Source organism: Mumia zhuanghuii (assembly GCF_042681565.1).
In the GTDB taxonomy this organism is placed as follows: domain Bacteria; phylum Actinomycetota; class Actinomycetes; order Propionibacteriales; family Nocardioidaceae; genus Mumia.
Map to the genome: position 1 here is coordinate 108,883 of NZ_JBHUFT010000002.1, position 26,578 is coordinate 135,460.

General features: G+C 70.5%; 28 protein-coding genes and 3 pseudogenes. 20 read left to right on the top strand and 11 right to left on the bottom strand.

From position 1 onward, the window contains the following. The first annotated feature begins 4 nt into the window (after nt 1-4). Together ACFSDF_RS03665 and ACFSDF_RS03670 are read left to right on the top strand one after the other, a co-directional pair. Nucleotides 5-820 (top strand): P-loop NTPase family protein, encoded by an 816-nt coding sequence (locus ACFSDF_RS03665; protein ID WP_377156225.1) that lies wholly within the window; start codon nt 5-7, stop codon nt 818-820. Then, complete coding sequence (locus tag ACFSDF_RS03670) at nt 817-2,910, top strand: YhgE/Pip family protein (RefSeq protein ID WP_377156227.1); 2,094 nt, start codon at nt 817-819, stop codon at nt 2,908-2,910. Before ACFSDF_RS03665 ends, ACFSDF_RS03670 begins: the two co-directional genes overlap by 4 nt. Nucleotides 2,911-3,093: 183 nt before the next feature. Here the strand turns inward: ACFSDF_RS03670 and ACFSDF_RS03675 are convergent. Then, a pseudogene (locus tag ACFSDF_RS03675) lies at nt 3,094-3,387 on the bottom strand (cation efflux transmembrane domain-containing protein); the annotation flags it as partial. 352 nt (nt 3,388-3,739) lie between these two features. Between ACFSDF_RS03675 and dnaK the strand changes: the two are divergent. From dnaK to ACFSDF_RS03695, 4 genes are read left to right on the top strand one after another with little or no spacing between them, the layout of a single operon-like run. Beyond that, nucleotides 3,740-5,581 (top strand): molecular chaperone DnaK, encoded by a 1,842-nt coding sequence (dnaK, locus tag ACFSDF_RS03680; RefSeq protein WP_167006554.1) that lies wholly within the window; start codon nt 3,740-3,742, stop codon nt 5,579-5,581. Further along, a complete protein-coding gene (grpE, locus tag ACFSDF_RS03685; RefSeq protein WP_377156229.1) occupies nt 5,578-6,168 on the top strand; it encodes a nucleotide exchange factor GrpE in 591 nt (196 codons plus the stop codon). Before dnaK ends, grpE begins: the two co-directional genes overlap by 4 nt. A 43-nt stretch (nt 6,169-6,211) precedes the next feature. Then, on the top strand, nt 6,212-7,354 hold the full coding sequence (gene dnaJ / locus ACFSDF_RS03690; RefSeq protein ID WP_167006548.1) for a molecular chaperone DnaJ: 1,143 nt from the start codon (nt 6,212-6,214) through the stop codon (nt 7,352-7,354). Between the two features lie 2 nt (nt 7,355-7,356). Beyond that, nucleotides 7,357-7,761 (top strand): heat shock protein transcriptional repressor HspR, encoded by a 405-nt coding sequence (locus ACFSDF_RS03695; RefSeq protein ID WP_167006546.1) that lies wholly within the window; start codon nt 7,357-7,359, stop codon nt 7,759-7,761. A 19-nt stretch (nt 7,762-7,780) separates the two neighbouring features. Here ACFSDF_RS03695 and ACFSDF_RS03700 read toward each other — a convergent pair whose 3' ends face one another. Further along, the gene (locus ACFSDF_RS03700; RefSeq protein WP_167006544.1) at nt 7,781-8,278 is read right to left on the bottom strand and encodes an Lrp/AsnC family transcriptional regulator; all 498 of its coding nucleotides are present in this window, start codon (nt 8,276-8,278) and stop codon (nt 7,781-7,783) included. 154 nt (nt 8,279-8,432) lie between these two features. Here ACFSDF_RS03700 and hppD point away from each other — a divergent pair, with 154 nt between their 5' ends. Together hppD and ppgK are read left to right on the top strand one after the other, a co-directional pair. After that, nucleotides 8,433-9,674: a 4-hydroxyphenylpyruvate dioxygenase gene (gene hppD, locus ACFSDF_RS03705; protein WP_167251333.1), complete on the top strand. Its 1,242-nt coding sequence runs from the start codon at nt 8,433-8,435 to the stop codon at nt 9,672-9,674. A 37-nt stretch (nt 9,675-9,711) separates the two neighbouring features. Further along, nucleotides 9,712-10,470 carry a polyphosphate--glucose phosphotransferase gene (gene ppgK / locus ACFSDF_RS03710; RefSeq protein WP_167006540.1) on the top strand — a complete coding sequence of 253 codons (759 nt, stop codon included), beginning with the start codon at nt 9,712-9,714 and terminating at the stop codon, nt 10,468-10,470. 15 nt (nt 10,471-10,485) lie between these two features. Here the strand turns inward: ppgK and ACFSDF_RS03715 are convergent, their stop codons facing one another. After that, complete coding sequence (locus ACFSDF_RS03715; protein WP_167006537.1) at nt 10,486-10,968, bottom strand: DUF421 domain-containing protein; 483 nt, start codon at nt 10,966-10,968, stop codon at nt 10,486-10,488. Nucleotides 10,969-10,992: 24 nt separating this feature from the next. Beyond that, nucleotides 10,993-11,502, bottom strand: a complete 510-nt coding sequence (locus ACFSDF_RS03720) for a hypothetical protein (protein WP_167006534.1) — start codon at nt 11,500-11,502, stop codon at nt 10,993-10,995. A 75-nt stretch (nt 11,503-11,577) separates the two neighbouring features. Here ACFSDF_RS03720 and ACFSDF_RS03725 point away from each other — a divergent pair, with 75 nt between their 5' ends. The 3 genes from ACFSDF_RS03725 (at nt 11,578) to ACFSDF_RS03735 (ending at nt 14,226) form a co-directional block, all read left to right on the top strand. After that, entirely contained in the window at nt 11,578-12,588 is a 1,011-nt protein-coding gene (locus ACFSDF_RS03725; RefSeq protein ID WP_167006531.1) for an aldo/keto reductase family protein, read from the top strand. Nucleotides 12,589-12,598: 10 nt separating this feature from the next. Continuing rightward, nucleotides 12,599-13,027, top strand: coding sequence for a pyridoxamine 5'-phosphate oxidase family protein (locus tag ACFSDF_RS03730; RefSeq protein WP_167006528.1), 429 nt, complete (start codon nt 12,599-12,601; stop codon nt 13,025-13,027). 170 nt (nt 13,028-13,197) lie between these two features. Further along, a complete protein-coding gene (locus ACFSDF_RS03735) occupies nt 13,198-14,226 on the top strand; it encodes an acyl-CoA dehydrogenase family protein (protein WP_377156234.1) in 1,029 nt (342 codons plus the stop codon). Here the strand turns inward: ACFSDF_RS03735 and ACFSDF_RS03740 are convergent, their stop codons facing one another. Further along, nucleotides 14,227-14,856, bottom strand: a complete 630-nt coding sequence (locus tag ACFSDF_RS03740) for a nucleoside/nucleotide kinase family protein (RefSeq protein WP_377156236.1) — start codon at nt 14,854-14,856, stop codon at nt 14,227-14,229. It lies immediately after the preceding gene. A gap of 75 nt (nt 14,857-14,931) precedes the next feature. Between ACFSDF_RS03740 and ACFSDF_RS03745 the strand changes: the two genes are divergently transcribed. The 4 genes from ACFSDF_RS03745 (at nt 14,932) to ACFSDF_RS03760 (ending at nt 17,129) form a co-directional block, all read left to right on the top strand. Next, complete coding sequence (locus ACFSDF_RS03745; protein ID WP_167251339.1) at nt 14,932-15,204, top strand: DUF7218 family protein; 273 nt, start codon at nt 14,932-14,934, stop codon at nt 15,202-15,204. A gap of 66 nt (nt 15,205-15,270) precedes the next feature. After that, on the top strand, nt 15,271-15,870 hold the full coding sequence (locus ACFSDF_RS03750) for a sulfite oxidase-like oxidoreductase (RefSeq protein WP_167006516.1): 600 nt from the start codon (nt 15,271-15,273) through the stop codon (nt 15,868-15,870). Then, the gene (locus tag ACFSDF_RS03755) at nt 15,870-16,598 is read left to right on the top strand and encodes a ferredoxin reductase (protein ID WP_377156238.1); all 729 of its coding nucleotides are present in this window, start codon (nt 15,870-15,872) and stop codon (nt 16,596-16,598) included. The genes ACFSDF_RS03750 and ACFSDF_RS03755 overlap by 1 nt, the downstream gene beginning before the upstream one ends. Nucleotides 16,599-16,679: 81 nt before the next feature. Further along, nucleotides 16,680-17,129: a hypothetical protein gene (locus ACFSDF_RS03760; protein ID WP_167006510.1), complete on the top strand. Its 450-nt coding sequence runs from the start codon at nt 16,680-16,682 to the stop codon at nt 17,127-17,129. 9 nt (nt 17,130-17,138) lie between these two features. On the opposite strand, the gene ACFSDF_RS03765 is transcribed toward ACFSDF_RS03760, so the two are convergent. Next, nucleotides 17,139-18,017 (bottom strand): hypothetical protein, encoded by an 879-nt coding sequence (locus tag ACFSDF_RS03765; RefSeq protein ID WP_377156240.1) that lies wholly within the window; start codon nt 18,015-18,017, stop codon nt 17,139-17,141. Between the two features lie 144 nt (nt 18,018-18,161). Here ACFSDF_RS03765 and ACFSDF_RS03770 point away from each other — a divergent pair, with 144 nt between their 5' ends. Next, a complete protein-coding gene (locus ACFSDF_RS03770) occupies nt 18,162-18,785 on the top strand; it encodes a vitamin K epoxide reductase family protein (RefSeq protein WP_377156242.1) in 624 nt (207 codons plus the stop codon). A 15-nt stretch (nt 18,786-18,800) separates the two neighbouring features. On the opposite strand, the gene ACFSDF_RS03775 is transcribed toward ACFSDF_RS03770, so the two are convergent. Continuing rightward, nucleotides 18,801-20,228, bottom strand: coding sequence for a glycoside hydrolase family 1 protein (locus ACFSDF_RS03775; RefSeq protein ID WP_377156244.1), 1,428 nt, complete (start codon nt 20,226-20,228; stop codon nt 18,801-18,803). Between ACFSDF_RS03775 and ACFSDF_RS03780 the strand changes: the two are divergent. Beyond that, a pseudogene (locus tag ACFSDF_RS03780) lies at nt 20,183-21,454 on the top strand (MFS transporter); the annotation flags it as partial. The gene ACFSDF_RS03775 and the pseudogene ACFSDF_RS03780 sit on opposite strands and share 46 nt — an antisense overlap. Further along, nucleotides 21,451-21,978 (top strand): hypothetical protein, encoded by a 528-nt coding sequence (locus ACFSDF_RS03785; RefSeq protein ID WP_377156246.1) that lies wholly within the window; start codon nt 21,451-21,453, stop codon nt 21,976-21,978. The pseudogene ACFSDF_RS03780 and the gene ACFSDF_RS03785, both read left to right, overlap by 4 nt. A gap of 7 nt (nt 21,979-21,985) precedes the next feature. Here the strand turns inward: ACFSDF_RS03785 and ACFSDF_RS03790 are convergent, their stop codons facing one another. The 3 genes from ACFSDF_RS03790 to ACFSDF_RS03800 form a co-directional block, all read right to left on the bottom strand. Further along, nucleotides 21,986-22,111, bottom strand: coding sequence for a hypothetical protein (locus ACFSDF_RS03790; RefSeq protein WP_279587743.1), 126 nt, complete (start codon nt 22,109-22,111; stop codon nt 21,986-21,988). A 394-nt stretch (nt 22,112-22,505) separates the two neighbouring features. Then, entirely contained in the window at nt 22,506-22,979 is a 474-nt protein-coding gene (locus ACFSDF_RS03795; protein ID WP_377156248.1) for a hypothetical protein, read from the bottom strand. Nucleotides 22,980-23,322: 343 nt separating this feature from the next. Continuing rightward, entirely contained in the window at nt 23,323-24,498 is a 1,176-nt protein-coding gene (locus ACFSDF_RS03800) for a pyridoxal phosphate-dependent aminotransferase (RefSeq protein WP_377156250.1), read from the bottom strand. Nucleotides 24,499-24,683: 185 nt separating this feature from the next. Here ACFSDF_RS03800 and ACFSDF_RS03805 point away from each other — a divergent pair. Further along, nucleotides 24,684-24,962: pseudogene (locus ACFSDF_RS03805) on the top strand (sortase domain-containing protein); the annotation flags it as partial. 27 nt (nt 24,963-24,989) lie between these two features. Next, a complete protein-coding gene (pyrE, locus tag ACFSDF_RS03810; protein ID WP_167006488.1) occupies nt 24,990-25,529 on the top strand; it encodes an orotate phosphoribosyltransferase in 540 nt (179 codons plus the stop codon). Here the strand turns inward: pyrE and ACFSDF_RS03815 are convergent. Further along, entirely contained in the window at nt 25,490-26,560 is a 1,071-nt protein-coding gene (locus ACFSDF_RS03815) for a glycerophosphodiester phosphodiesterase (protein WP_167006485.1), read from the bottom strand. The two genes, pyrE and ACFSDF_RS03815, sit on opposite strands and share 40 nt — an antisense overlap. Nucleotides 26,561-26,578 lie beyond the last annotated feature (18 nt).

The window sequence follows — 26,578 nt, forward strand, 5'->3', positions numbered from 1 at the left end:
GGACGTGCAGCTCGTGCTGGAGGACATCACGGTCTACGGGCGGCGCGGCCCGCTGCTCGAACTCGACCGGTTCACCGTCTCGACCGGTGAGTGCGTGCTCATGGCGGGGGAGCCCGGGCAGGGCCACACGGCCATGGCCCTCGTCGCGACTGGTCGCCTCGCCCCCTTCTCAGGTCGGGTCCGCCTCGTCAGGGACGACGGGTCGGAGACCGAGGACCGGACGGAGCGCCGACGCCTCACCGCCGTCGTCGACCTCCCCGCCGTCTCCGAGCCCGACGACGCCGTCCCGGTGGGGACCGTCACCGCCGAGGGACTCGCCCTGGCCCGCCGGGGTAGCGTGCCGGGCGGGCCGACGCGCTGGCTGGACAGGCACGACATGGGAGCGCTGCGCACCGTCCGGGTCGACGAGGTCGTGGGCGCCGTCCGCACGGCACTGCTCACCGCGCTGGCTGCCGAGCGGAAGGAGGTCCGCTTCCTCGTACTCTCCCTGCCCGACAGGCACGGCGGGGAGCCAGCGGACTGGTGGGAGATCGCTCAGGCGTATGCGTCGTTCGGGTACGGGGTGCTGGTCCAGTGCGGCCGCTCCTCGGCGCGGGACCTCGGTGCCGACATCCCGCCGGCCCGCGGGGACAGCGCACGCCGGGCGACACCACTGGAGGCCCTCCGGATCCGGCCGCCGTCGGCGTCGCGACCAACCGCCGCCGACCCCGACCGTCCGGCCCACGACGAGGCGCTCGACACCGCCTGGCTGTTCGGCGAGGCGCCGGCAGACGACCAGCAGGAGCCCGGTGCTCCCCGTACGAGGGAGAAGGATCAATGATTGCGATCCGCCTGGCCGTCTCGGAGATCCGGCGCATCAGTGCAGGCACGCTGCCCAAGCTGGCGATCCTCGCCATGGCCGTGATCCCTTCGTTGTACGCAGGGCTCTACCTGTTCGCCAACGAGGACCCGTACGGCGAGCTCCACCGCGTACCGGCGGCCCTCGTGGTGCAGGACCGTGGTGCGACCACGACCAACGCGATCAACGGGACGACCGAGAAGGTCGACTACGGAGGCGAGGTCGCCGAGCGCCTCTTGCGCGGCGACGGCGGATTCGGCTGGGTCGAGACGACGGAGGGCGAGGCGGAGTCCGGTGTGCGGAACGGACGCTACGACGCCGCGCTCATCATCGGTCCACAGTTCTCCGAGGAGCTGACGTCGTCCGCCCGGTTCGAGCCGGAGCGCGCAGGGCTCACCCTCATTACGAACAACGCGAACAACTACATCGTCACCCGGGTCGCCGAGACGATCGTGGGAGATGTGCGGGACACGATCGCGACACAGGTCGGCACCGTCGCCGCGAGCAGCTTCCTCGACGGCCTCTCCGTGGTGCACACCGATCTCACCAAGGGGATGAACGGCGCACAGGAGCTCGTCACCGGCTCCAGTCGGCTCACCAGTGGGACCGCCGAGCTCGTCGACGGGACGGCGACGCTCGCGCGTGGCGCTGAGGAGGCAGCGAACGGTGCCGCCCGCCTCGAGTCGGGTGCCGGTGAGCTGGCGACTGGGACGCGTCGTATTGCCAACGGCGCGACCACGCTCTCGAACGGGCTCGAGGAGCTGAAGCGTCGCACGGGGAGCCTGCCGGCGGACACGCGCAAGCTCGCGAACGGCGCGCAGGAGGTCGCCGCGGGAAACGCGAAGGTCGCCGCCGTCGGTGACGACGCGGCGGAGGTGGCGGGCGCGGTGGTCGACCAGTTCCGTGCCGCGCGAGCCTCGCTCGACGAAGGCCTCGACTCGCTCGTCGAGCAGGGGAGGATGACCGACGCCGAGAGAGACGCCCTGCTGGCGTTGTTCGCCGACGCCGAAGTCCCCGTCGACGCGGTGGCAGCGCAGATCGAGAGCGCCGCAGACCGGCTGGACGCGCTGAGCAGGGGATCCTCCGAGGTCGCCGCCGGCACCGAGAAGCTCGCGGGCGCGGCCCCCGTTCTCACGCGAGGCGTCAGGAAGGCCGCGTCGGGAGGAGCCGAGCTCGCCTCGGGGTCGGCGCGCGTCGACCGCGGCGCCCAGACGCTGGCACGTGGTGCCGGCACCCTGGCGGACGGGACGGAGGAGGTGGCGAACGGCGCTGAGCGGCTCGCCACCTCGAGCCTCGCGCTGCGCAAGGGCAGCGCGAGGCTCGAGACCGGGACCAGCGAGCTCCGGAACGGACTGCAGGACGGGCTGCGCAAGGTCCCCGACCTGGACAAGACGACCGCGCGTGACACCGCGGAGACGATCGGTGATCCGGTGGCGGTCAAGGAGGACACGCTCGCGCCCGCCGGGTCGTACGGTGCCGGCCTCGCCCCGTTCTTCATGTCGCTCGCGGCATGGATCGGGGCGTACGTGCTCTTCCTGCTCGTCCGGCCGTTGTCGTCGCGTGCCCTCGCGGCGAACGGCCCGGCGACCCGGACGGCGCTCGGCGGGTGGATCCCGCCGGCGGTCGTCGGACTGATCCAGGTCGCGGTCATGTTCACGATCGTCCGGTTCGCACTCGACATCGATCCGGTCTACGAGGTCGCGACAGTCGCCCTGCTCGTGATCGCGTCGATGACCTTCGTTGCGATCCTCCAGGCGCTCAACGCCTGGCTCGGCGAGGTGGGCGAGTTCCTGGGGCTCGTCCTCATGCTCGTCCAGCTCGTCACCGCGGGTGGCACCTTCCCGTGGGAGACGATCCCCGAGCCGCTGCGGTCGCTGCACTGGCTTCTGCCGATGTCGTACGGGGTCAACGGGCTGCGGCAGACGCTCTACGGGGGAGAGGCGTGGATCATCGTTCGCGACGTCTCGGTGCTGTTCGGCGTGTTCGTCGTCGCGATCCTCCTGACCGCGCTGGCGGCGCGACGGCAGAAGGTCTGGACCCCCAAGCAGCTGCAGCCCGAGCTCGTCATCTGACGGTGACGACCAGGTCGACCGTGCCGACTGCAGGCAGCACCCGGCGTACCTCGTCGGCGACGGTCGCCGTGGTCGCGTCGGCGGCCGCGAGCGGGGTGCCGGAGTCGGAGGTCGGTGACCGTCGAGCAGGCGGCGCCCGACGTCGCGGGCCGTCCCCCACAGCAGGACGAGGATGGCGAAGGTGATGAGCAGGCCGACGATCGGGTCTGCGAGCGGGAACCCGGACCAGATCCCGACTACTCCGAGGACGACAGCGAGGGATGTGAGTTCGTCGGTACGGGCGTGCAGGCCGTCCGTGACGAGGGCGGCAGAGCCGATCCGGCGACCGACCCGGATGCGGTAGACCGCGACGACCGCGGAGAGGGCGATCATCGCGACCACGCAGAGTCCGGCCAGGTCCTCGGCGCGTCCGAAGCCGTAGGCGTACCGGTCCGTGGCCATCCGGCGGCCGAGGGCGAAAGCGATCCACAGCGGCACGGCGGTCAGGGCGTCGGAGAAGTTGTGGACCGTGTCGGCCAGCAGGGCGACCGATCCGCTCCGCGACGATCGTGAGCTGCGCCATCGCGGTCGGGGCGAGGACGGCGAGCCTGATCGTGACTGCGCGGATGCCCTGCCCGCTTGCCTCCAGGACGTCGTCCACAGATCTTGCCGGGTCGTGCGAGTGCGGGACGAACAGCTCGTGAAATCACCACTCGACGAGGGCGAAAACGTTGGCGCTAGGGTGGAATGAAGTCGCGCTCACATAAGTTGATAGGATCAGACTCAATTAACTGAGTGCAGGCAAATCGGCGGGTCGCGAGCCCGCCCCGCGATCCATCAGGAGGAACTCATGGCCCGTGCGGTCGGAATCGATCTCGGCACGACCAACTCTGTCGTCGCCGTGCTGGAGGGCGGAGAGCCCACCGTCATTGCGAACGCCGAGGGTGCGCGTACGACCCCGTCCGTCGTCGCCTTCGCCAAGAACGGGGAGGTGCTGACCGGAGAGGTCGCCAAGCGCCAGGGTGTCACCAACGTCGACCGGACCATCCGTTCGGTCAAGCGTCACATGGGCACCGACTGGTCCGTGAAGATCGACGACAAGACCTTCACCCCGCAGCAGATCTCGGCGTTCGTGCTGCAGAAGCTCAAGCGCGACGCAGAGGCATACCTGGGCGAGCCGGTCACCGACGCGGTGATCACCGTCCCGGCATACTTCAGCGACGCTCAGCGCCAGGCCACCAAGGAGGCGGGCGAGATCGCCGGCCTCAACGTGAGCCGCATCATCAACGAGCCCACCGCCGCTGCGTTGGCGTACGGGCTCGACAAGGGCGACGACCAGACGATCCTCGTCTTCGACCTCGGCGGCGGCACCTTCGACGTGTCCCTGCTCGAGATCGGCGACGGCGTCATCGAGGTGAAGGCCACCAGCGGCGACAACCACCTCGGCGGCGACGACTGGGACCAGAAGGTCGTCGACTGGATCGTCGACAAGTTCAAGGCGAGCACCGGCCTCGACCTCACCAAGGACAAGATGGCCATGCCGCGTGTCCGTGAGGCTGCCGAGCGCGCCAAGATCGAGCTGTCCAGCTCGCAGTCGACCTCGATCAACCTGCCGTACATCACCGTCGACGCCGAGAAGAACCCCGTGTTCCTCGACGAGACGCTGACGCGTGCGGAGTTCCAGAAGATCACCGCCGACCTGCTCCAGCGCACCCGTGCGCCGTTCGAGCACGTCATCAAGGACGCCAGCATCAAGGTCGCCGACATCGACCACGTGGTCCTCGTCGGTGGCTCGACCCGCATGCCGGCCGTGTCCGACCTGGTCCGTGAGCTGCTCGGCGGCAAGGAGCCCAACAAGGGCGTGAACCCTGACGAGGTCGTTGCCGTCGGCGCGAGCCTGCAGGCCGGCGTCCTCAAGGGCGAGGTCAAGGACGTGCTGCTGCTCGACGTCACCCCGCTGTCGCTCGGTATCGAGACCAAGGGTGGCGTGATGACCAAGCTCATCGAGCGCAACACCACGATCCCGACCCGGCGCTCGGAGGTCTTCACGACCGCCGACGACAACCAGCCGTCGGTCGCGATCCAGGTCTACCAGGGCGAGCGCGAGATCGCGGCGCACAACCAGATGCTCGGCACGTTCGAGCTGACGGGCATCGCGCCGGCCCCGCGTGGCGTGCCGCAGATCGAGGTCACCTTCGACATCGACGCCAACGGCATCGTCAACGTCTCCGCCAAGGACCGGGGCACCGGCAAGGAGCAGTCGATGACGATCACCGGTGGGTCGGCCCTCTCCAAGGACGACATCGACAGGATGGTCCGCGAGGCCGAGCAGTACGCCGAGGAGGACCGCAAGGCCAAGGAGGCCGTCGAGGTCCGCAACCAGGGTGAGACGCTCGTCCACTCGACGGAGAAGTTCCTCGCCGAGAACGGCGACAAGGTCTCCGACGACGTCAAGACCGAGGTCCAGGCCGACGTCGACGCCCTCAAGGAGTCGCTCAACGGCGACGACACCGACGCCATCAAGGCCGCCATCGCCAAGCTCGGCGAGTCGAGCCAGAAGATGGGGACGGCGATGTACGAGGCCGCGTCGGCCCAGGCCAACGCCGCCGGCTCCGGTGAGGGGCAGGCGCAGGCCGAGGAGGACGACGTGGTCGAGGCCGAGATCGTCGACGACGAGGGTGAGAACAAGTGACGTCGGAGCGCGACGTCACGCCCGAGGCTGAGGGGGTGCCGGAGCAGGAGGCTGCTCCGGCCCCCGAGGCCACGGCCCAGGAGGAGGAGCTCGCCGCGTCCGACCTCGCGCGCCAGCTCGCCGAGCGGACGCTCGATCTCCAGCGCCTGCAGGCCGAGTACGTCAACTACAAGCGGCGCGTCGACCGCGACCGCGAGGTGCAGCGGGTGAACGCCACGGCGTCCGTCCTCGCCTCGTTCCTCCCGGTGCTCGACGACATTGGCCGCGCCCGTGACCACGGTGAGCTGGAGGGCGGCTTCAAGGCCGTCGCTGACTCGCTCGTCCAGGCCACGAGCGCGCACGGGCTGGAGCCATTCGGCAAGCACGGCGACGTGTTCGACCCGATGCTCCACGAGGCGCTCATGCACCGCCTCGACGCCGACGCGCCCGAGGGCGAGCCGACCGTCGACGCGATCATGCAGGTCGGATACCGGATTGGCGACAAGATCCTGCGCCCCGCGCGGGTCTCGGTCGTCGAGCACGATCCCGCCGGCGAGGCCGAGGCAACCTCGGAGGTCGACGGCGCGTCCGAGCCCACGGCGGAGTGATCCGCACGAGAATTCGATCGATCAGAAGTAGGGAGGTGGTCTCGTGAACAACGAGTGGTTCGAGAAGGACTTCTACAAGGTCCTGGGAATCTCGAAGGACGCGAGCGCGTCCGACATCAAAAAGGCGTACCGCAAGCTCGCGCGGGACCACCACCCCGATGCCAAGCCCGGCGACAAGGCCGCCGAGGACAAGTTCAAGGAGATCTCCGAGGCGTACGGCGTGCTCTCCAACGCCGAGAAGCGCAAGGAGTACGACGAGCAGCGGGCGATGTTCTCCTCCGGCGGGTTCGGCGGCGGGTTCGGCGGCGGCCGAACGGGCACCGGCGGATTTGGCTACGGCCAGAGCGGCGGCGGGGGGTTCGACTTCTCCGACCTGCTCGGCGGGGTGTTTGGTGGCGGCGGGGCACGTACGCGCTCGGCGCCGGCGCGTCGCGGTGCCGACCTCGAGTCCGAGACAACGCTGGCGTTCGAGGACGCGATCTCGGGGACGACGGTGTCGCTGCGGATGTCCAGCGACGAGCCGTGCCCGACCTGCCACGGCACCGGGGCCAAGGCGGGCACCGTCCCGCGGGTCTGCCCCCGCTGCGAGGGCAGTGGCATGCAGACCAGCGCGTCGGGCGGCGTCTTCACGATGACCGAGCCGTGCGACGTCTGCCGCGGCCGTGGCCTGGTCGTCGACGAGGCCTGCGACACGTGCCACGGGTCGGGACGCGCCGCGTCGTCGCGGACGATGCAGGTCCGCATCCCCGCCGGCGTCAAGGACGGCCAGCGCATCCGCCTCAAGGGCAAGGGTACGAAGGGCGAGAACGGCGGTCCCAACGGCGACCTGTACGTCACCGTGCACGTGAAGCCGCACCGGGTGTTCGGCCGCAAGGGCGACAACCTCACGGTCACCGTGCCGGTCACGTTCGACGAGGCCGTGCTGGGCGCCGAGATCGCGGTCCCGACGCTGGGCGGGGCGCCGGTCCGCATCAAGGTCCCGGCGGGCACGCCCAACGGGCGTACGTTCCGGGCCCGGGGCAAGGGTGCGCCGCGCAAGGACGGCACCAAGGCCGACTTGCTCGTGACCGTCGAGGTCCAGGTGCCCACGGCGCCGACCGAGGGGGAGCGGGCCGCGGTCGAGTCGTACCGGGATGCGCGCGACGGCGGCGACCCACGCGCGACGCTCTTCGCGGGAGGTGCGTGATGATGTCGCGCGGCAACGGTGACTTCGTGCCGCCGGGCCCCGAGGCGAAGGTCTTCGTGATCAGCGTCGCCGCCGAGCTGTCCGGGCTGCACCCCCAGACCCTGCGGACGTACGACCGGCTAGGGCTGGTCCGTCCCGCGCGCACGGGGGGTGGCGGGCGTCGTTACTCGCTGCGCGACATCGAGCTGTTGCGCTCGGTGGCGCGACTGACCGCCGAGGGACTCGGGCTCGAGGGCGTCAAGCGCGTCCTCGAGCTCGAGAACCAGGTGATGGCGTTGCAGTCGCGCGTCGCCGAGCTCGAGGACGAGCTGGAGTCGCGCGGTGCGGCGATGCCGCAGGTGCGCAACCTACCGGTGGCCTTCACCGAGGCGCCGACGTTCGTCGTACGGAGCACGCGCCGGCGCTGAGCGCGGCCTGGCCGGCGGCCTATCCCCGGTACGCGGGGGCGCGGGTGGTGCCGGGGCGTGGAGCGGACTCCAGCAGCGGCTGCACACGCCGTGCGATGAGCACCGACAGCACGACGATGCTCGTCGAGCGGACGATGCTCGGTGACTGGTCGAGCCGCAGCAGCGTCGCCTGGAGGTCCTCGTGCGACGCCGTGGCCACGAGGCACAGCACGTCGAACGACCCCGTCGTCACGACCGCCTCGACCACCTGCGAGATCGCGTCCAGAGCCTCGCGGACCTCGTCGAGCGCGCCCTGCGCGATCTCCAGCGTCACATAGGCCTGGACCGGGAACCCGGCACGCCGCAGGTCGACGTCCGGTCCGTACCCGGTGATCACGCCCTCCTCCTCGAGCCGCTTCAGGCGTGCCTGGACGGTGCCGCGGGCGACGGAGGTGGTGCGGGACAGCTCCAGCACTCCCGCACGCGGATGCGCGTGCATCGCGCGGATCAGGGCGAGGTCCAGCTCGTCGAGGGTCATCTGCCCACTGTCGTATGAACTGGGCTGGTCGTCCACCACAAAGGGGGATCGGATGGGCGATCTGCACGTTCTGGCCAGCCCGCGGCGCACGGGTTGCACAGCGGTCGACGAGACGCTGTGATCGGGACCACAACCGTTCACGGAGGGACCCGCGATGACCATCGAGCACACGCTGACCAGTGAGGAAGCTCTCGCCGGACTCGACGTCGACCAGCTCAAGCAGCTCGTCGGCCTGGTCGAGTACGACGAGCAGAACGATCCCTTCCCGGTGACCGGCTGGGACGCGGTGGTCTGGGTCGTGGGCAACGCCGCGCAGGCCGCCCACTACTACCAGTCGGCGTACGGGATGGAGCTCGTCGCGTACTCCGGTCCCGAGACCGGCAACCGCGACCACGCGGCGTACGTGCTGCGCAGCGGCGGGGTGCGCTTCGTCCTGAAGGGCGCCGTCGCTGCCGACAGCACCCTCGTCGCACACCACGCCGCGCACGGCGACGGCATCGTCGACATCGCCCTCGAGGTGCCCGATGTCGACCGCTGCGTCGCCCACGCGCGCGAGCAGGGCGCGACCGTCCTCGAGGAGCCGCACGACGTCACCGACGAGCACGGCACGGTCCGCGTCGGCGCGATCGCGACGTACGGCGACACCCGCCACACCCTTGTCGACCGCTCGCGTTACGACGGCCCGTACCTGCCCGGGTACGTCGCGCGCACCAGTGGTTTCGACCCTTCGACAGGCTCAGAACGGCGCAGGCTCAACCAGCGGGGGGACGGTGCCCCGCGGCGGATCTTCCAGGCGCTCGACCACGTCGTCGGCAACGTCGAGCTCGGCCGGATGGACGACTGGGTCGACTTCTATCACCGCGTCATGGGCTTCACGAACATGGCCGAGTTCATCGGGGACGACATCGCCACCGACTACTCGGCGCTGATGAGCAAGGTCGTGGCCAGCGGCAACCACCGCGTGAAGTTCCCGCTCAACGAGCCGGCGGCCGGCAAGAAGAAGTCGCAGATTGACGAGTACCTCGAGTTCTACGGCGGCCCCGGCGCTCAGCATCTCGCGCTCGCGACGAACGACATCGTGCGTGCGGTCGACATCCTGCGTGCTGAGGGTGTCGAGTTCCTCGCGACGCCGGAGTCCTACTACACCGACCCGGAGCTGCGCGCCCGCATCGGCGAGGTCAGAGTGCCGATCGAGGAGCTCCAGGCACGCGGCATCCTCGTCGACCGTGACGAGGACGGCTATCTGCTGCAGATCTTCACCAAGCCGGTCGGCGACCGCCCGACGGTGTTCTTCGAGCTGATCGAGAGGCACGGCTCGCTCGGCTTCGGCAAGGGCAACTTCAAGGCGCTGTTCGAGGCGATCGAGCGTGAGCAGGAGCGGCGCGGCAACTTCTGAGCCAGCGTGGGACGCCGGGTAATGGCACGTTGGTGCCATGGCCAAGCATTCGCGTCCTCTCGGGGTCGACATCGGTGGCAGCGGCATCAAAGGTGCTCCGGTCGACCTGAAGAAGGGTGAGTTCGCCGATGACCGACTGCGGATCGCAACGCCGCAGCCGTCGACGCCGGACGCCGTGGCGGAGGTGGTCGCCGAGATCGTCGACCACTTCGCGCCGGCCAAGGATGCGCCGGTCGGGGTCACAGTGCCGGCCGTCGTCACCCGCGGCCTCGTCCGTACGGCGGCCAACATCGACCGGAGCTGGATCGGGACCGACGCCGCACGACTGCTCACCGGACGCCTGGACCGCCCCGTCGTCGTCACCAACGACGCCGACGCCGCCGGCATCGGGGAGCTGGAGTACGGCGCGGGTCGCGGGACCTCCGGGCTGGTGATCATGACGACACTGGGGACGGGCATCGGCACCGCCCTCATCAGCGACGGCGTCCTCGTTCCCAACAGCGAGCTCGGCCATCTGCGCATCGACGGCGAGGACGCGGAGAAGTCGACGTCGTCGGCGGCACGCGAGAACGAGGACCTGTCGTGGGAGGAGTGGGCCGCGCGGTTGCAGACGTACTTCGCGCGGGTCGAGGACCTGTTGTGGCCCGACCTCTTCATCGTCGGGGGAGGGGTCGCCAAGCATGCCGACCACTACCTCCCGCTCCTGCACCTACGGGCCCCGATCGTCGCGGCGCGACTCGGCAACGCGGCGGGCATCATCGGCGCCGCGGTGCTCGCCGCTGGGGCGTACGGCTGAGCGGCTCGCCGCACGTCACGCAGCCTGAGGCCCGCTCTCCGGGGCGCCGTCGTCCTCGCCCTCGTACGTGAAGAACGAGATCCGGCCGTCCGTCTCCAGGACAGCGATCTCGACGTCACGCAGGCGCCGTACGCCCTGCTGGCGCGCGGAGGTGACCAGATCGGCCAGGCTCAGGCGCTGGTCTGCGAGCACCTTCATGCGCGGCTCTCCGTCGCGAAGGACCACGACCGGCTCGCCGCGGATGAAGCGCAGGCGCCGCGGCCACCGCCACGAAAGCCAGGACAGCGCGACCGTCAAGAGGGTGAACGTGCCGACGGCGAGCACGGCTCCCGTGACGGAGGAGTCCTGCTGGGTGACCGCGCCCTGGATGAGGTCGCCCATGACGATGAAGAGCACCAGCTCGAACGTGCTCAGCTCGCCGAGCGTCGAGCGGCCCACGGCCCGTGTGATGAGCCACAGGAACGCGAAGACGACGATCGCTCGGATGACGATCTCCATTGCGGGTCCTCGTTCTGACGGGGGTCAGGGAACCAGGCTCGTACGGATCCGGGTCGACGCGATCCGTCGACCGTCGTCGACCACCGAGACGGTCGCCTGCTCGCCCTGTTGGCTGGAAGGCTGGATGTACACGTCGAAGTCGATGCGCACCTCGGTGGCACCTGGTGCTGCGGCGACGGTGAGATAGAGGAGCTTTCCGTCCGTGCTCGAGTCGCTGGGGTCGGGGAAGATGCCTTGGTGCTCGAAGATCTCGAGGTACTCCTGCGAGATCGCGAGGACGACCTCCTCACCGACACCGTCGGGGTTCGACACCGTGATCGACAGCGGGGTGTCGAGCCCGGCGCGGGCGAGTCGCGGGTAGTCGACCGACAGGGTCCAGCCGTCCTCCTCGGTCGTCGCCGTCAGGTTGCGGACGCCGAACAGCCCGGCGGCTCCGGCGACGACGACCGCGCAGAGCACCACGAGCGTGATCCGCGTCGTCCAGCGCGCGGTGCCGGTCGTGCTGCCCTCGGGTACGTCGTCGAACGTCGTCACGGACGACATCCTGCCTTGCGCGGGCCGTGCTCGTCCCCGGCCCCCCATCGGGCTTGTCGCACTAACGTGGGGTGCATGGAATTCCGCTACCTCGGCGACAGTGGTCTGAAGATCAGCGAGATCGCCTACGGCAACTGGCTCACCCACGGCTCCCAGGTGGAGGCCGACATCGCGACCGAGTGCGTACGCCGTGCTCTGGACGAAGGCATCACGACGTTCGACACCGCGGACGTCTACGCCAACACCAGGGCGGAGTCCGTCCTCGGGGCGGCGCTGGCCGGCGTCCGCCGCGAGTCCCTGGAGATCTTCACCAAGGTCTACTGGCCGACGGGCCCCGGCGGTCCCAATGACTCCGGCCTCTCCCGCAAGCACATCATGGAGTCGATCGACGGGTCGCTGCGTCGCCTCGGCACCGACTACGTCGACCTCTACCAGGCGCATCGGTACGACGTGGAGACGCCGCTGGAAGAGACGATGCAGGCCTTCGCCGACGTCGTACGGTCAGGCAAGGCGCTCTACATCGGCGTCTCGGAGTGGACCGCCGACCAGCTCCGCGCCGGTGCGGCCCTGGCGAAGGAGCTGCGCATCTCCCTCATCTCCAGCCAGCCGCAGTACTCGATGCTGTGGCGGGTGATCGAGGAGGAGGTCATCCCGACGAGCGAGGAGCTCGGCATCAGCCAGATCGTCTGGTCGCCGATCGCGCAGGGCGTGCTCACTGGCAAGTACCAGCCCGGCCAGCCCGTGCCTCCGGGCTCTCGCGCGACGGACGCAAAGGGCGGCGCCGACACGATCGCCCGCTGGCTCAACGACGACGTGCTCGAGCGTGTCGCGCGTCTTGCGCCCGTCGCCGCCGACGCCGGCCTGACGATGGCACAGCTGGCGGTGGCGTGGGTGCTCCAGAACGACAACGTCTCGGCCGCCATCATCGGGGCCTCCCGTCCCGAGCAGGTGAGCGACAACGTCGCCGCGAGCGGGGTGCGGCTCGACGCGGAGATCATGGACGCGATCGACGACGTCCTCGCGGACGTGGTCGTGCGCGACCCTGCGATGACCGGCCGCAACGCCCCGAAGCAACGCCCCAGCTGAGAGGACGACCATGAGCACGCTCGACGACCGAGGACCACGCCGACAGCTCCTCCAGCTGTCGGCCGAGGAGTGCTGGGACCTGCTGCAGAACCAGGAGGTGGGACGGGTCGGGTTCGTCCACCACGGCACGCCGCAGATCTTCCCCGTCAACTTCCAGGTCCACGAGGGCCGCGTCCTGTTCCGGACCACCCCGTACGGAGCCGTGGCGCAGGCGGTCACCGACACGCCGATCGCCTTCGAGGTGGACATGATCGACCACCCCAACCAGACGGGATGGTCGGTGCTCCTGAGCGGGACGGGCCAGCACGAGACCGATCCTGCGGTCCTCAGCGAGCTGTGGGGACCCGACCGGGCGACGCCGTGGGCCGACGGCAGCCGGATCCTGTGGATCGCGCTGACGCCCAGCGAGGTGAGCGGACGGCGCATCGCCTGGGAGTGATCTCTAGGCACACGTCGCCGTGTCAGGCGATGATCGCGTCATGACCCAGCAGGTGAGTCCCGAGGAGTTCGACGACGTCCTCGAGCAGGTGCGTCAGTTCGTCCGCAAAGAGGTCGTTCCCCGCGAGCGCGAGATCGTCGAGTCCCGCGGTCCCCGACGACCTGCGGGCGATGGCGCGGGAGATGGGTCTGTTCGGCTACGCGATCGACCAGGAGTGGGGCGGCCTCGGCCTCGACCTCACCCAGGAGGTCGAGCTGGCGATGGAGCTGGGCTACACGACGCTGGCCTTCCGCTCGATGTTCGGCACCAACAACGGGATCGCCGGCCAGGTTCTCGTGAACTTCGGCACGGACCCGCAGAAGGCGGCCTGGCTGGAGCGGATCGCGAGCGGCGAGGTCGTCGCGTCGTTCGCGCTGACCGAGGCCGGTGCCGGGTCCAACCCTGCCGGCCTGCGCACCCGTGCCGCACGGGTCGAGGGCGGCTGGGCGCTGTCCGGCGAGAAGCGGTTCATCACGAACGCCCCGCTCGCCGACCTCTTCATGGTGTTCGCTCGGGTTGTCGGGGCCGACGGCGACGGGCAGATCGCCGTCTTCCTCGTGCCAGGTGACGCGCCAGGCCTGACGGTCGGCCCGCACGACAAGAAGATGGGCCAAGAGGGCGCGTGGACGGCCGACGTGCACCTTGACGACGTACGCGTCGACGACGACGCACTCGTCGGCGGCGCGGTCGAGGTCGGCTACCGGGCGGCGATGACCTCGCTGGCCAAGGGCCGCGTCCACATCGCCGCGCTCGCCGTCGGGCAGGCCCAGCGCGCGCTCGACGAGTCGGTCTCGTACGCCGCGACGGCGACACAGGGCGGGACGCCGATCGGCGACTTCCAGCTCGTCCAGGCGATGCTCGCCGACCAGCAGACGGGCGTGATGGCCGGTCGCAGCCTGGTTCGCGAGGCCGCGCGGGCGTACGTGTCCGGCGAGGACCGTCGGATCGCTCCGTCGGCGGCCAAGCTGTACTGCACGGAGATGGCCGGCCGTGTCGCGGACCTTGCCGTCCAGGTCCACGGCGGGTCGGGCTACATGCGTGAGAGCACGGTCGAGCGGATCTATCGCGACGTGCGTCTGCTGCGCCTGTACGAGGGCACTAGCGAGATCCAGCGCCTCATCATCGGCTCGAACCTGATCCGTCGGCAGCGCCAGAGCTGATCAGCCGAGCCGGACCTGGACATCGGCGCGGGTGCGTGACTCGGCGACGAGCCTCGCGTTCGCCTCGTCGCTTCGGCGTACCCACGCCTCGGCCTGCGCCGGCGACTTCCCGAACGCGACGTGCCGGGCGACCAGCCGTCGTCCGCGCAGGTCGTCTGGGACGTCGACGTACCAGACCTCGTCGAGCAGCGACCGGACGTCGCGCCACCCCGGCTCGTCGAGCAGCAGGTAGTTGCCCTCCGTGAGCACGAGGCCTGCCTCCCGCGGGACCGCGAGCGCCGCCGCGATCGGCTGCTCGAGGTCGCGCGCGAACCCCGGGACGTAGACCAGATCCTCGTCGCGCGTCGCGATCCGGCGCAGCGCCGCCGCGTACCCGCCGACGTCGAACGTCGCTGGTGCGCCCTTCACGTCGAGGAGCCCGAGCCGTGCGAGCGAGTCGTCGGCAAGGTGGAAGCCGTCCATCGGCACGTGCGCCACCGCGAGATCCACGCTGCGCGCGACGACCGCCTCGACCAGCCACGACTTGCCTGCACCGGGCGGTCCGGCGACGCCGAGCAGACGCCCGCCGTCGCGTACGAGGGCGCGGGCGCGCGCTGCGGCGGAGTCGAGGTCGGCCAGCACGGTGGTCACGAGCACCAGTGTGCGCATGGGTGACCGGTCGTGCGGGTATCGGGAAGCGGAGAGCCCGTACGAGAGGAGCGCGCCATGCCGGGTCGCAAGTCGCCGGGACCGAGCGTCAAGGACAAGGACCTGTACGAGGAGCTGCGCGACGAAGGCAACTCGAAGCAGAAGTCGGCGCGCATCGCGAACGCCGCCGCAGCGCAGGGGCGCGCGAAAGTGGGGCGCAAGGGCGGCAAGGCGGGCGACTACGACGACTGGTCTAAGTCCGACCTGTACGCGCGTGCGAAGGAGATCGGGATCGACGGCCGGTCGTCGATGACCAAGGGCGAGCTGATCTCGGCCTTGCGCAACAGCTGACGCGCGCCCTCGTGCGTCGCGACCGCCACCGCCCTACGCTCGGACCCTGGGCGGAGGGAGACGGCGATGGGAATCGTCACGCGAGGCTTTCGCGGACGCCGCGACCGCGATGAGGTCGTGCTGCCGCCCGGTCAGTACCTCGAGCACGGGTTCCCTGTGCTCTCGGCGGGGCCGACGCCGCAGATCGCACCGGGTGCGTGGTCGTTCACGGTGACGACGGAGACCGGGTCACAACGCCGGTGGAGCTGGGACGAGCTGCGGGCGATGCCGGCCGAGGACGTGACCGTCGACCTGCACTGCGTCACGAAGTGGTCCAAGCTCGGCACGCGCTGGCGCGGTGTCAGCGTCGACCTGCTGCTCGACGGCGTAGACACACAGGCCGCGTACGTGATGGCCCACTCGTACGGCGGCTACACGACCAACCTGCCGCTCGCCGACCTGCGCGACGGGCAGGCGTGGGTGGCGTTCGCGTACGACGGCGCGCCGCTGCGGCCCGAGCACGGCGGACCCGCACGACTGCTCGTCCCGCACCTGTACTTCTGGAAGTCGGCCAAGTGGGTGCGCGGCCTGGAGCTGATGAGCACGAACGAGCCCGGCTTCTGGGAGCGCGCGGGCTACCACGACTACGGCGATCCGTGGCGCGAGCAGCGCTATGCGGGCGACTGATGGCGGGGATGCCGTGGCGTCGTGCCGTGGTGCTGGCGCGCCGCGAGGAGACACCGACGGCGGCGACGCTGCTGCTGCACGTCGACGGTGACCATCAGGCCGTCGCCGGGCAGCGGGTGGAGGTCCGGCTGACCGCCGAGGACGGCTACACCGCCGACCGTGAATACTCGCTCGCGCGCGTCGGTGACCTCGACCGGGCCGAGATCACCGTGCAGGCGATCGAGGGGGGAGAGGTCTCGTCGTTCCTCGTCGACGACATCGAGGTCGGCGCCGAGCTTGAGCTGCGCGGACCGATCGGAGGGTGGTTCGTGTGGCGGCCCGAGCAGACCGAGCCCGTCCTGCTGGTCGCTGGCGGCTCTGGCGTCGTGCCGCTGATGGCGATGATCCGGGCCCGTCGTGACGCCGGCAGCAAGGCGCCGTTCCGGCTGATCTACTCCGTACGCTCACGTGCCGAGCAGTTCTACCGCCGGGAGCTCCGCGCGCCCGATCCGGGACTCGACGTCACGATCGCCTACACGCGTGAGGCGCCGGAGGGTGCTCCGCGGCCGGCGGGGCGCCTCACCGTCGCCGACGTCAACACCGGCGGGTGGCCACCGGACTTCGCGCCCACCTGCTATGTCTGCGGCCCCACGGGGTTCGTCGAGACCGTCGCCGACATGCTGGTCGCGTTGGGCCACGACCCACGCCGGGTGCGCACCGAGCGGTTCGGGCCCACCGGCGACGGCTGAGCAGGACGTTCGCGCGATGGCGGGGTACGGCCGCCCGCGCCATGATGAACGGAACGTGACGGGGGACGAGAGGGGACGGCGATGACGGCATCGACCGGCGTCGAGCTGCGGATCAGCGGCGGGCTGGCCGGGACGCAGACGGTGGAGGTCGCCGTCACCGAGAACGGCGCGGAGGCGCTGCTCGGCGTGCTCGACAAGCACGAGATCGGGTATGAGGTGCTCGACAAGAGGCTCGAGTCCCTCCCCGGCGGCACGGTGCTCTCCGTGGGCTCGTTCCACCTCGGCCCGAACGGGTCTGGGCTCGGTCAGGCTCTGCAGGACTTCGCGCGGGCGGTCGCCCCGATCGTCCCGGAGGTCACCATCGGCGGCACGCCGTACGAGATCGCGGAGTCGGGCGCGGTCGCGTCGGCGCTGGTCGCGCTACGGACCGCGCAAGACGCCGAGGATGCCGCAGCAGCCGAGGCCCGTGCGAAGTGGGAGCGTGGATACGAGATGGAGCAGGGTGCCGACGACTCCGAGGAGCCCAAGTAGCCCCTGAGCTCAGGCGGCGCTGTGGAAGAGCCTGGCGAGCTTGTCGAGCTCGCCCTCGGGCCTGTCTTCCGTCGGCGGTGCCGGGGGAGTCTCGGGCGTGGACGGCGTGGACGGCTGCTCGGGCTCGGGCTTGGTCGCTTCGGGCGCCTCAGGCGGCGCGGGAGGCCGCGGCATCCAATCGACGGGCACGGGCAGCACGGGCTGCGGTGCTTCGGGGCTGTCGAGGATCGACGTCATCCGCTCGATCTCCCGTGAGAGGTGCTCCTGCGGTGATGCGTCCTCCTCGACAACCAGATACTTCGCGGCGTTCTCCTCGGCGGCGAGCTTGGCGGGATCGCGCGGCGCCACAGGAGACGCCGGGGTCCACGGCACCGCCGGGCCCGGGAGCAGGAGCCCACGGCTGTCCTTGCGTGCCGCGGCCACCGTCCGTACGACCAGCGCGCCGGTCAGCAGCAGCGAGGCGGCCACCCAGGCAGTGACGAGCGCTTCGACGCCGGCGCGCGGCGCCAGCGGCAAGATCAGGTTGAACGGGACGAGCGCGGCCGCCAGCGCTACGAGAAACAGCGTCCCGAGCGGCTGATACCAGCTGCTCTCCCAGCTGAACAGCACCCGCTCCCGGTCGTCGACGCGGTGCCGGTACGTCGGCAGGTCCTTGCCGAGTCCCGCCAGCCAGCGTCGCTGGGTGGCAATGGTCCGCCGCTCGTCACGGCGTACGAGGAAGTCGGCGACGAGACCGCCGACCATGGTGGCGAGGAGGACGACCAGCACCGGGACGACGAGAACGTCGGGAAGACCCGTCCCCGACAGCAGGAGCGTGATTGCCGCTGCTCCTGTGGTCGTCACCAGCCCGGCCATCATCGGCCACGGGGTTCGTTCCTTGGTGCTCATGCGCTCCCTCCCCACGTTCGCGCGGCGCAAATCGCCTACAACCAGACAACGAGGTCTCGGTGACTCCATGTTTCCTTGCCCGGTGGTGAGACGCATCACGACGTCCGGCCCCGCGGGGTGGGACTGCCCGCCTACGATGGCTTCGTGATCGACATCGACGAGCAGGTGGCTCCCCGAGACGGTGCTGTGGAGGCGACCGGCGTCCGCAGCGTGCTGGCGTGGCTGATGGTCGTGGGTGGAGGGATCGGCCTGATCGCCTCGGGCGTCCTGACCTACGACAAGATCAAGCTCTTGCAGAACCCCGACAGCCAGCTCGCCTGCACGCTCAACCCGTGGGTCGACTGCGGCGGTGTCGTCTCGAGCTCGCAGTCGTCGCTCTTCGGGTTCCCCAACACGTTCCTCGGCCTCGTCGGATTCGCCGTCGTCGTGACGCTCGGCGTGCTGCTCCTGTCGGGCACCCGCCTGCCGGAGTGGATGTGGGGCGGCCTGCAGGTCGGCGTCGTGTTCGCGATCGGCCTCATCACCTTCCTCCAGTACACGAGCATCTTCACTCTCGTGAAGCTCTGCCCCTACTGCATGGTCGTCTGGACGGCCACGATCCCGCTCTTCGTCATGGTGACCGCGCGCAACCTCCGGTCTTGGGCGCCGGCGTCAGGCTTCACCAAGCTCGTGTCCAACTGGTCGCTGCTGATCGTGCTGCTCTGGTACGTCGCGGTGATCGCGACGATCTGGTTCCAGTTCGGTCCGGACCGCCTCTTCGCCTCCTGACCGACCGGGCTGCCCTCACCAGCCTCGGGCGATCCGCTCGCGGAACCACTCGTACGAGGCCTTCGGGGTGCGCTCGCCCGTCGCGAAGTCGACGCGCGTGATCCCGAAGCGCTGCGTGTAGCCCTCTGCCCACTCGAAGTTGTCGAGCAGCGACCATGCCAGGTAGCCGCGCACGTCGACACCTGCCTCACGGGCGGCGCCGACCGCCGCGATGTGGCGGTCGAGGTACGCGATCCGTGCCGCGTCGTCGACCGTGCCGTCGGGCCCGGGCTCGTCGGGGTAGGAGCATCCGTTCTCGGTGACCACTACCGGCGGCAGCGCCTCGCCATACGTCTGGCGTAGTCCGGTCAGGAGGTCGGTCAGGCCCTCGGGCACCACCGGCCACCCGAAGCCGGTCAGCGGATAGCCCTCGATCGGCACGAGCTCGAACGGCAGCGGGTTGTCCGGGCCGGGCGCCCTCACGAGCGTGGGGTTGTAGTAGTTCACGCCGAGCAGGTCGAGCGGTTGCGCGATGGTCGCGAGGTCGCCGTCGTGCACGACTCTCTCGGCTGCGTCGGCGAGCTCGTCGGGATAGGTGCCCCGCAGCACGGTGTCGAGGAACATCCGGTTGTGGAACGCGTCGTACACCGCCGCCGCGGCGGCATCCTCCGTCGACGGCGACGCGGCGCGTACGGGGGTCAGGTTGTTCACCAGCATCACCGGCGGTGAGCCGGTCGAGCCCTGTCCGCCGGTCGAGCCTCGTCCGCCGGTCGAGCCCCATCCGCCGGTCGAGCCCTGTCGAGACCCCGCCCGCAACGCCTGCGTCGCAAGCCCGTGCCCGAGCAGCTGGTGATGCCCCGCGGCGAACGCGTCGAGCAGCAGCGTCTCGCCCGGCGCGTGACTGCCGAACGCATAGCCCAGCGCCATGTGCACGAACGGCTCGTTGAGCGTTCCCCAGGCAGCCACCCGGTCACCGAGCGCCTCCGCGATCACGGCCGCGTACTCGGCGAACCGCTGCGCCGTGTCGCGCACTATCCACCCGCCGGCGTCCTGCAGCGGCTGCGGGAGGTCCCAGTGGAAGAGGGTGGCGAACGGCGCGATGCTGCGTGCGAGCAGGCCGTCGACGAGGCGGTCGTAGTACGCCAGCCCCGCGGCGTTGACCTGGCCGGATCCGGTCGGCTGGACGCGGGGCCAGGCGATCGAGAACCGGTAGGCGTTCGCGCCGAGACCGCTGAGCAGGTCGAGGTCCTCGCGCCACCGGTGGTACGAGTCGCAGGCGACCGCGCCCGACGAGCCGTCCGCGATCCGACCGGGCTCGGCGCTGAAGGTGTCCCAGATGCTGGGGCCTCGTCCGTCCTCGTCCACGGCGCCCTCGACCTGGTACGACGCGGTCGCGGCGCCCCACCAGAAGTCACCGGTCCCGCCGGTTGAGCTCGTCGAAACCCTGGCCTCTGCTCCGGTCATGGGCACATACTGGGCGTGTGTCCAAGATCACGCAACCCCCTGATGCTGTGGCACGGCGGGCGCGACTCGCGACCTCGGTCGGCTTCTTCCTCCAGGCGGCGATCCTCGTCACGATCCTGTCTAGGCTGCCCGACTTCCAGGACGAGCGTGGCGTCACTGAGGGCGACGTCACGCTCCTCCTGCTGCTGACCTCGGTCATCGCCGGCGGCGGGTCGCTGCTGGCTGAACGGATCGCGGTGCGCCGCTCGAGCGCGCTCGCTCTACGACTCGCGCTGCTGACGATCAGCGTGATGGTGGTCGTGATCGGGTTCGCCGAGTCCAAGCCGGCGATGTACGCGGCGTTCGCCGTGTACGGGATCGGTGTGGGTGCAACGGACGCCTCGACGAACATGCAGGGTGTGACCGTCCAGAGGCTGTACGGCCGCAGCATCATGACCAGCTTCCACGGGATGTGGAGCATCGGTGCGATCGTCGGAGCCCTATACGCCGCCGGCTGCGCGGAGCTCGAGATTGGGCTGATGCCGTCGCTGGTGGCTGTCGGAGTGGTCGGCGTGGCAGCCACCCTGGTGCTCTCCCCTTACCTGGTGCGTCCGGCCGTCGAGCACGAGGCGGGCGAGGTTTCGGAGGTGGAGCGTCCGCCGCTGCACGTGCCGTGGCGCCCGCTCGTCGCGCTCGGGCTCGTCGTCGTGGTCTTCTACCTGGCCGACACGTCGGTGATGAGCTGGAGCACGATCTACCTCCACGACGCCCTCGACGCCGCGAAGTCGGTCGCGCCGCTCGGTTATGCGGCCTACCAGGTCGGTGCCGTCATCTCCCGGCTGGCGGGTGACCGGTTCGTCGTCCGGTTCGGCGCGGTCGCCGTCGTCCGCGCGGGGACCGTGGTCGGCATCGTCGCCCTCGCACTCGTCGTCGTGGCGCCGACCCCGGCACTGGCGATCGCCGCGTTCGGCCTGATGGGCCTCGGCCTCCCGGTGATCATCCCGCTCGCGTTCGCCGCGGCCGGCAACCTGCCCGGCTCCGACGCCGACGTCGCGATCGCCCGCCTCAACCTCTTCAACTATCTGGGCAACATCATCGGCGCCGGACTCATCGGGGTGCTCGCCACCGAGGGCGCGCTCCGGTGGATCTACGTCGTGCCGCTCATCCTCGTGCCGTCCATCCTCTTCGTCGCCCGCACGTTCGCCCCGGCGAAGGAGATCGAGGCCGCCGCCCAGGCGCGCCCGTGAGGTCGCTCGTCGTTGCTGCGGGTCTCGGGTTCGCCGCGCTGGTCGCGTCTGCGGCTCCTGCCCACGCGATCTGTGCCGTGAACGCTCCGACGAGAGCGCCTGTGGTCTTCGTCGGCGTCGCAGCGGAGACTGAGCGCGGCTTCACGCGGCTCGCGGTCGAAGAGGTCTGGAAGGGCCCGGACCTTGCACCGGAGGTGTGGGTCCTGTCCGGACAGGAGGCACCGCCATGGCCGTTCTCGTGGAGGGCCGCCACGAGCTCGATCGACGCAGAGCTGGAGCCGGGTGAGCGCTACCTGGTCGGGACGAGCGAAGACTTCGCGACCAACGCGTGCGAGGTCGTGGCATATCCCTCGTCCGATCTCACGCAGCGGCCTGACGAGGCACGATCCGCGGTGGCCGCCGGTCGGGACGGAGCGTCGCCTCCGTCCCGCGTCGCCGACGTCGTCCCGACTGCCTCGTTCGTGCTCGATGCAGGTGTGCTCGCCTCGCTCCTGGTACGACGGCGCGGGGCGCGAGACGCGTAGTGACTCGTCAGCTGCGGCGTACGTGCACGACGCCGGTCTCCGTCCCCTGGTAGAGCGTCGCGTCGCGTCCCGTCATGCCGGTCATCTGCAGCGGGTTGAAGAGCAGCCCGAGGCCGAGCAGCGACGTCTTCACGACGCGGCCCGTGTGAGGGTCGACGACCGCGTACGAGTACGCGGCGAACGTGTGGCTCCCGACGATGTCGGTGGGCCCGCTGACGGTGACGGTGTAGGTCGGGTCGTCTCCGAGCGAGAGTTCGGGGGAGCGCGGCCGACTTCACGTCGGACTCCCAGACGACGTCGCAGCCGGACTCGTCGGCGCGCACGTCGACGCGGGTCATGCCCCCGGTAAACGACCCTGACGACGGCACGCTCGCTGGCGCGCCGTCCGGAAGGGCCGGATAGGGGTAGCCGAAGGTGTTGGTGACGAAGACGCTGCGCCCCGACGCGATCGGCGAGTCCTCGGTGCCGCTGTTCGCGGGATAGACGAGCAGTCGCGAGTGCGGGGCGGTGTTGTCGGTGATCGTCACCTACTCGGTGCCCTGGCGCGGGCCGAAGAACGTCGGCGTCGCGCCGCTGCCCCAGCTGAGCTGGCCGGGCTTGCGGCCCGGACCAGTGGCGTACGGGGCACGCCACCGCACCTCGGGTGTGCCGTCGGCGCGTGCGGAGAGGACGTACAGCGCATGCTCCGTGACGACGGCGGTGCGGCCCTCGACGGTGGAGATGCTGTTCTGGACGGCCTCGCCGAGGGCGATCGTCCGTACGGTCCCGTCCTCGGCGACCGTACCGACGGTGCCGTCGCTCGCAGCGATCCACACCTCGTGGTCCAGCCCGGGGAGAGTCCGACGACGGCCGCCCCGGTCCGGCAGCGCCGACGCGAGCGGAGTCGACTCGTCGACTGTGAGGCGCCACGTGCTGCCGTCGCGGTGGTGGCCGATCCGCAGCAGGTTCTTGTCGCCGTCGACCACGACGAGCCGGTCCTCGTGGTCCAGGTAGGCGTACACGCCGCCGAAGAGGCTTCCCTTCGTCAGCGGCAGCGAGGCGAGGCTCTTGCCGTTCGCCGGGTCGAGCAGGTGGACCGTCGGCGTCCGGTCGAAGATCGCGGTGCAGAGCGCGACCGATCCGGTGCCCGGACCTGCGTACGGCCGGGGTCGTGTCGCTGGACGCCGAGTCGCCGTGCATCGTCGCGGTGCCCGTGGTGGTGGTCGCGGGGTTCTGGGGAGGCCAGGGGAACGAGCAGACGGCGGAGGGCAGCGCGCATGAGGGGACGCTAGGGGCGCTCGCGCGGGGCGTCACGCCTTCTCCGCGTTGTGAAAGGAACCTGACCCTTCTTGCTGCCGAATTCGGTCAGGTTGCTTTCACCACGCGGACGCGGAGGGCGTCCAGGCGGCTCAGGGCCTCGGCGATCACCGGCTCCTGCTTGCAGAACGCCCACCGTACGAGGGGACGACCCGCGTCCTCGTCGTCGTAGAACACCTGCGTCGGCACCGCGACGACGCCTGCGAGCTCGGGCAGCGCGCGGCAGAACGCGATGCCGTCGTCGTAGCCGAGCGGGCGGATGTCGGTCGTCGCGAAGTAGGTCCCCTGCGGCACGTAGGTCGTGAAGCCGATCTCGGTTAGCCCGGCGCAGAGCTGGTCGCGCCGCGCCTGCAGCGTCGCCGCGAACCCTTCGAAGTACGCCGCGTCGTGCCCGAGCGCGTGCGCGATCGCGGGCTGGAACGGCGCGCCGGAAGTGTAGGTGAGGAACTGCTTCGCTCCGACGGCCGCCCGGACGAGCGCGGCAGGCCCGCTCAGCCAGCCGATCTTCCAGCCGGTGAACGAGAACGACTTGCCGGCGCTGGAGATCGTCAACGTCCGCTCGCCCATGCCGGGCAGCGTCGCCAGCGGCACGTGCGCGACCCCGTCGAAGGTGAGGTGCTCGTACACCTCGTCGGTGATCACCACGAGGTCGTGCGCGACGGCGAGGTCGCGGATCGCTTCGCGCTCCTCGGCGTTCAGCACCATCCCGGTCGGGTTGTGCGGGCTGTTGATCAGCATCGCCGTCGTGCGTGGACCGACGGCGGCGCGCAGCGCGTCGAGGTCGAGCCGGAAGTCGGGAGCACGCAGCGTGACCGGTTTGCGGATGCCCCCGGCAAACTCCAGGACCGCCACGTACGAGTCGTAGTACGGCTCGAGGACGACCACCTCGTCGCCGGGGTCGACCAGGCCGAGGATCGCCGCCGCGATCGCTTCGGTCGCCCCGGTCGACACCGCGATCTGGGTCTCGGGATCGAGAACGATCCCGTACCAGCGCCGCTGGTGCGCCGCGATCTCCTCGCGCAGCGCGGGGACCCCGAGGCCCGGCGGATACTGGTTGGCGCCGGAGCGCATCGCCTCGACCGCCACGTCGATCACGTCGCTCGGACCGTCGGTGTCGGGGAAGCCCTGGCCCAGGTTGACCGCGCCCGTACGGACGGCGAGCGCCGACATCTCGGCGAAGATGGTCGTGCCGAGTCCGGCGACGCGTGCGCTGCTGGTCTTCACCGTCCCGACTCTAGGCGCCACCACGTGCTTCGCAGCCCACGGGCGTACGCGGGGCACCGGTACGCCGCGACGATCGCGCCCCAGCACCTGCTCCCTGACGAGTCGCGCCCTCGGGTGGGGCGCGAGTCGTCGGGTGAGGGCGGAGACCTGCAGGCGCGCCGTCCACGCGTGCGAGCGGACATCGGGTCACGCACGGCGAGCCGTTCCGCCACTTCCTCGGGCTGCGCGAGGGCGACGAGGTCATCGTCGAGACACGCACGCACGTTTTCACGTACGTCCTGCGCGACGACGGGACGGACCGCGAGCTCGACTTCTCCGAGGGGTGGGTGCTCGACCCGGTGCCCGGGGAGCCGGGCGGGGTGCCGACCGAGCGGTTGATCACCCTCGTCACGTGCTCGGAGTTGTTCCACACCGACGCGCGGTCGGTGGTCTTCGGCGAGCTGGCGTCGGCCGTCGCGAAGTAGGCGCCAGCGGCTCGATACCCTCGAGCCATGAGCGATCGCGACGCCCTCATCGACCAGGTCAAGGACAAGGCCGTCATTCACGGCAAGGTCACGCTCTCCTCGGGCAAGGAGGCCGACTACTACGTCGATCTGCGCCGGGTGACGCTCGACCACGAGGCAGCACCGCTGGTCGGACGCGTAATGCTCGACCTGCTCGGCGACCTCGAGTACGACGCGGTCGGCGGGCTCACGATGGGCGCCGACCCCGTCGCAGCGGCGATGCTCCACCAGGCCGCGGCGCAGGGACGGGCGCTCGACGCGTTCGTGGTCCGCAAGGCCGAGAAGGCCCACGGGCTCCAGCGCCGGATCGAGGGGCCCGACGTCGCCGGTCGGCGGGTCGTCGCCGTCGAGGACACCTCCACCACCGGTGGCTCGGTGCTCACTGCCGTCGAGGCGCTGCGCGAGGCCGGTGCGGAGGTCGTCGCCGTCGCCGTGATCGTGGACCGCGAGACCGACGCGGCCGACCGCGTGCGCGCCGAGGGCCTCGACTACCGCTTCGCGATCTCGAAGACCGACCTCGGGCTGTAGCGCGCCACCCGCGCCGCGACGGCCTCGACGGCGACGTCCGGCTGGTCGGCGAACATCCCGTCCACGCCGAGCGCGAGCAGCGCGTCGAGCTCCCGGCGTACGTCTCCGGCGTCGCCGCCGATCTCGCTGGAGCGCAGGTCGACGGGTAGGAAGGCGTTCTCGCGCCGGACCGTCCAGACGTACACCTCGAGGCCGGCCGCGTGTGCGTCGCCGGTGAGGCCGCTGGGTGACCCGAGCTCGCCTGCCGGCGTCCGGGGGAGCAGCAGGTCTTTCGGCGCGCCGAGCACGTGCGCGTACTCGGCGACCCGCGCCAGACCCGTGGGGCGCACCATCTCGGCGTACGTAAGCGGGTCGCCCGCGCGCACACGGTCGTACGGGGCACCCACCGGCTCGACCAGCTGGACGAGTCGCAGCCGCGAGTCCGCGGCCAGCCGCTGAAGGTTCGCGACCTCGAACGACTGCACGGCGAACCCGGAGTCGGCGGCGTCGAGTCCCCATTCGCGCACGGCCCGCAGGAGCGGCTCTTCGAGCGGCAGGTCGCGCTCGCGGAAGTACGTGGACGTCTTGAGCTCGGGCACGACGCCGACGCGTCGCCCGAACTGGTACGACGCCATCTCGGCGAGCCCGAGGATCTCGTCGAGTGTCGGCACCTCGTACCAGCCGTCGTACGAGGTGTTGCTCGGGCGCAGCTGCGGGATCCGTTCGCGGGCGCGCAGCGTCTTGAGCTCGGCGAGCGTGAAGTCCTCGGTGAACCAGCCGGTCACCTCGCGGCCGTCGACGCGCCTGGTGGTCCGGCGGCCGGCGAACTCGGGGTGGGCGGCGACGTCGGTGGTGCCGCCGATCTCGTTTTCGTGGCGGGCGACCAGGACGCCGTCGGCGGTGCTGACGAGGTCGGGCTCGATGACGTCGGCGCCGAGCGCGACGCTGAGGAGGTACGACGCGAGCGTGTGCTCCGGGCGATAGCCGGAGGCGCCGCGGTGTGCAATCACGACCGGTCGGACGTTGCCTGCCGGTCCGGGGAGTCCAGACATAGCGGGACGAGCGTACGC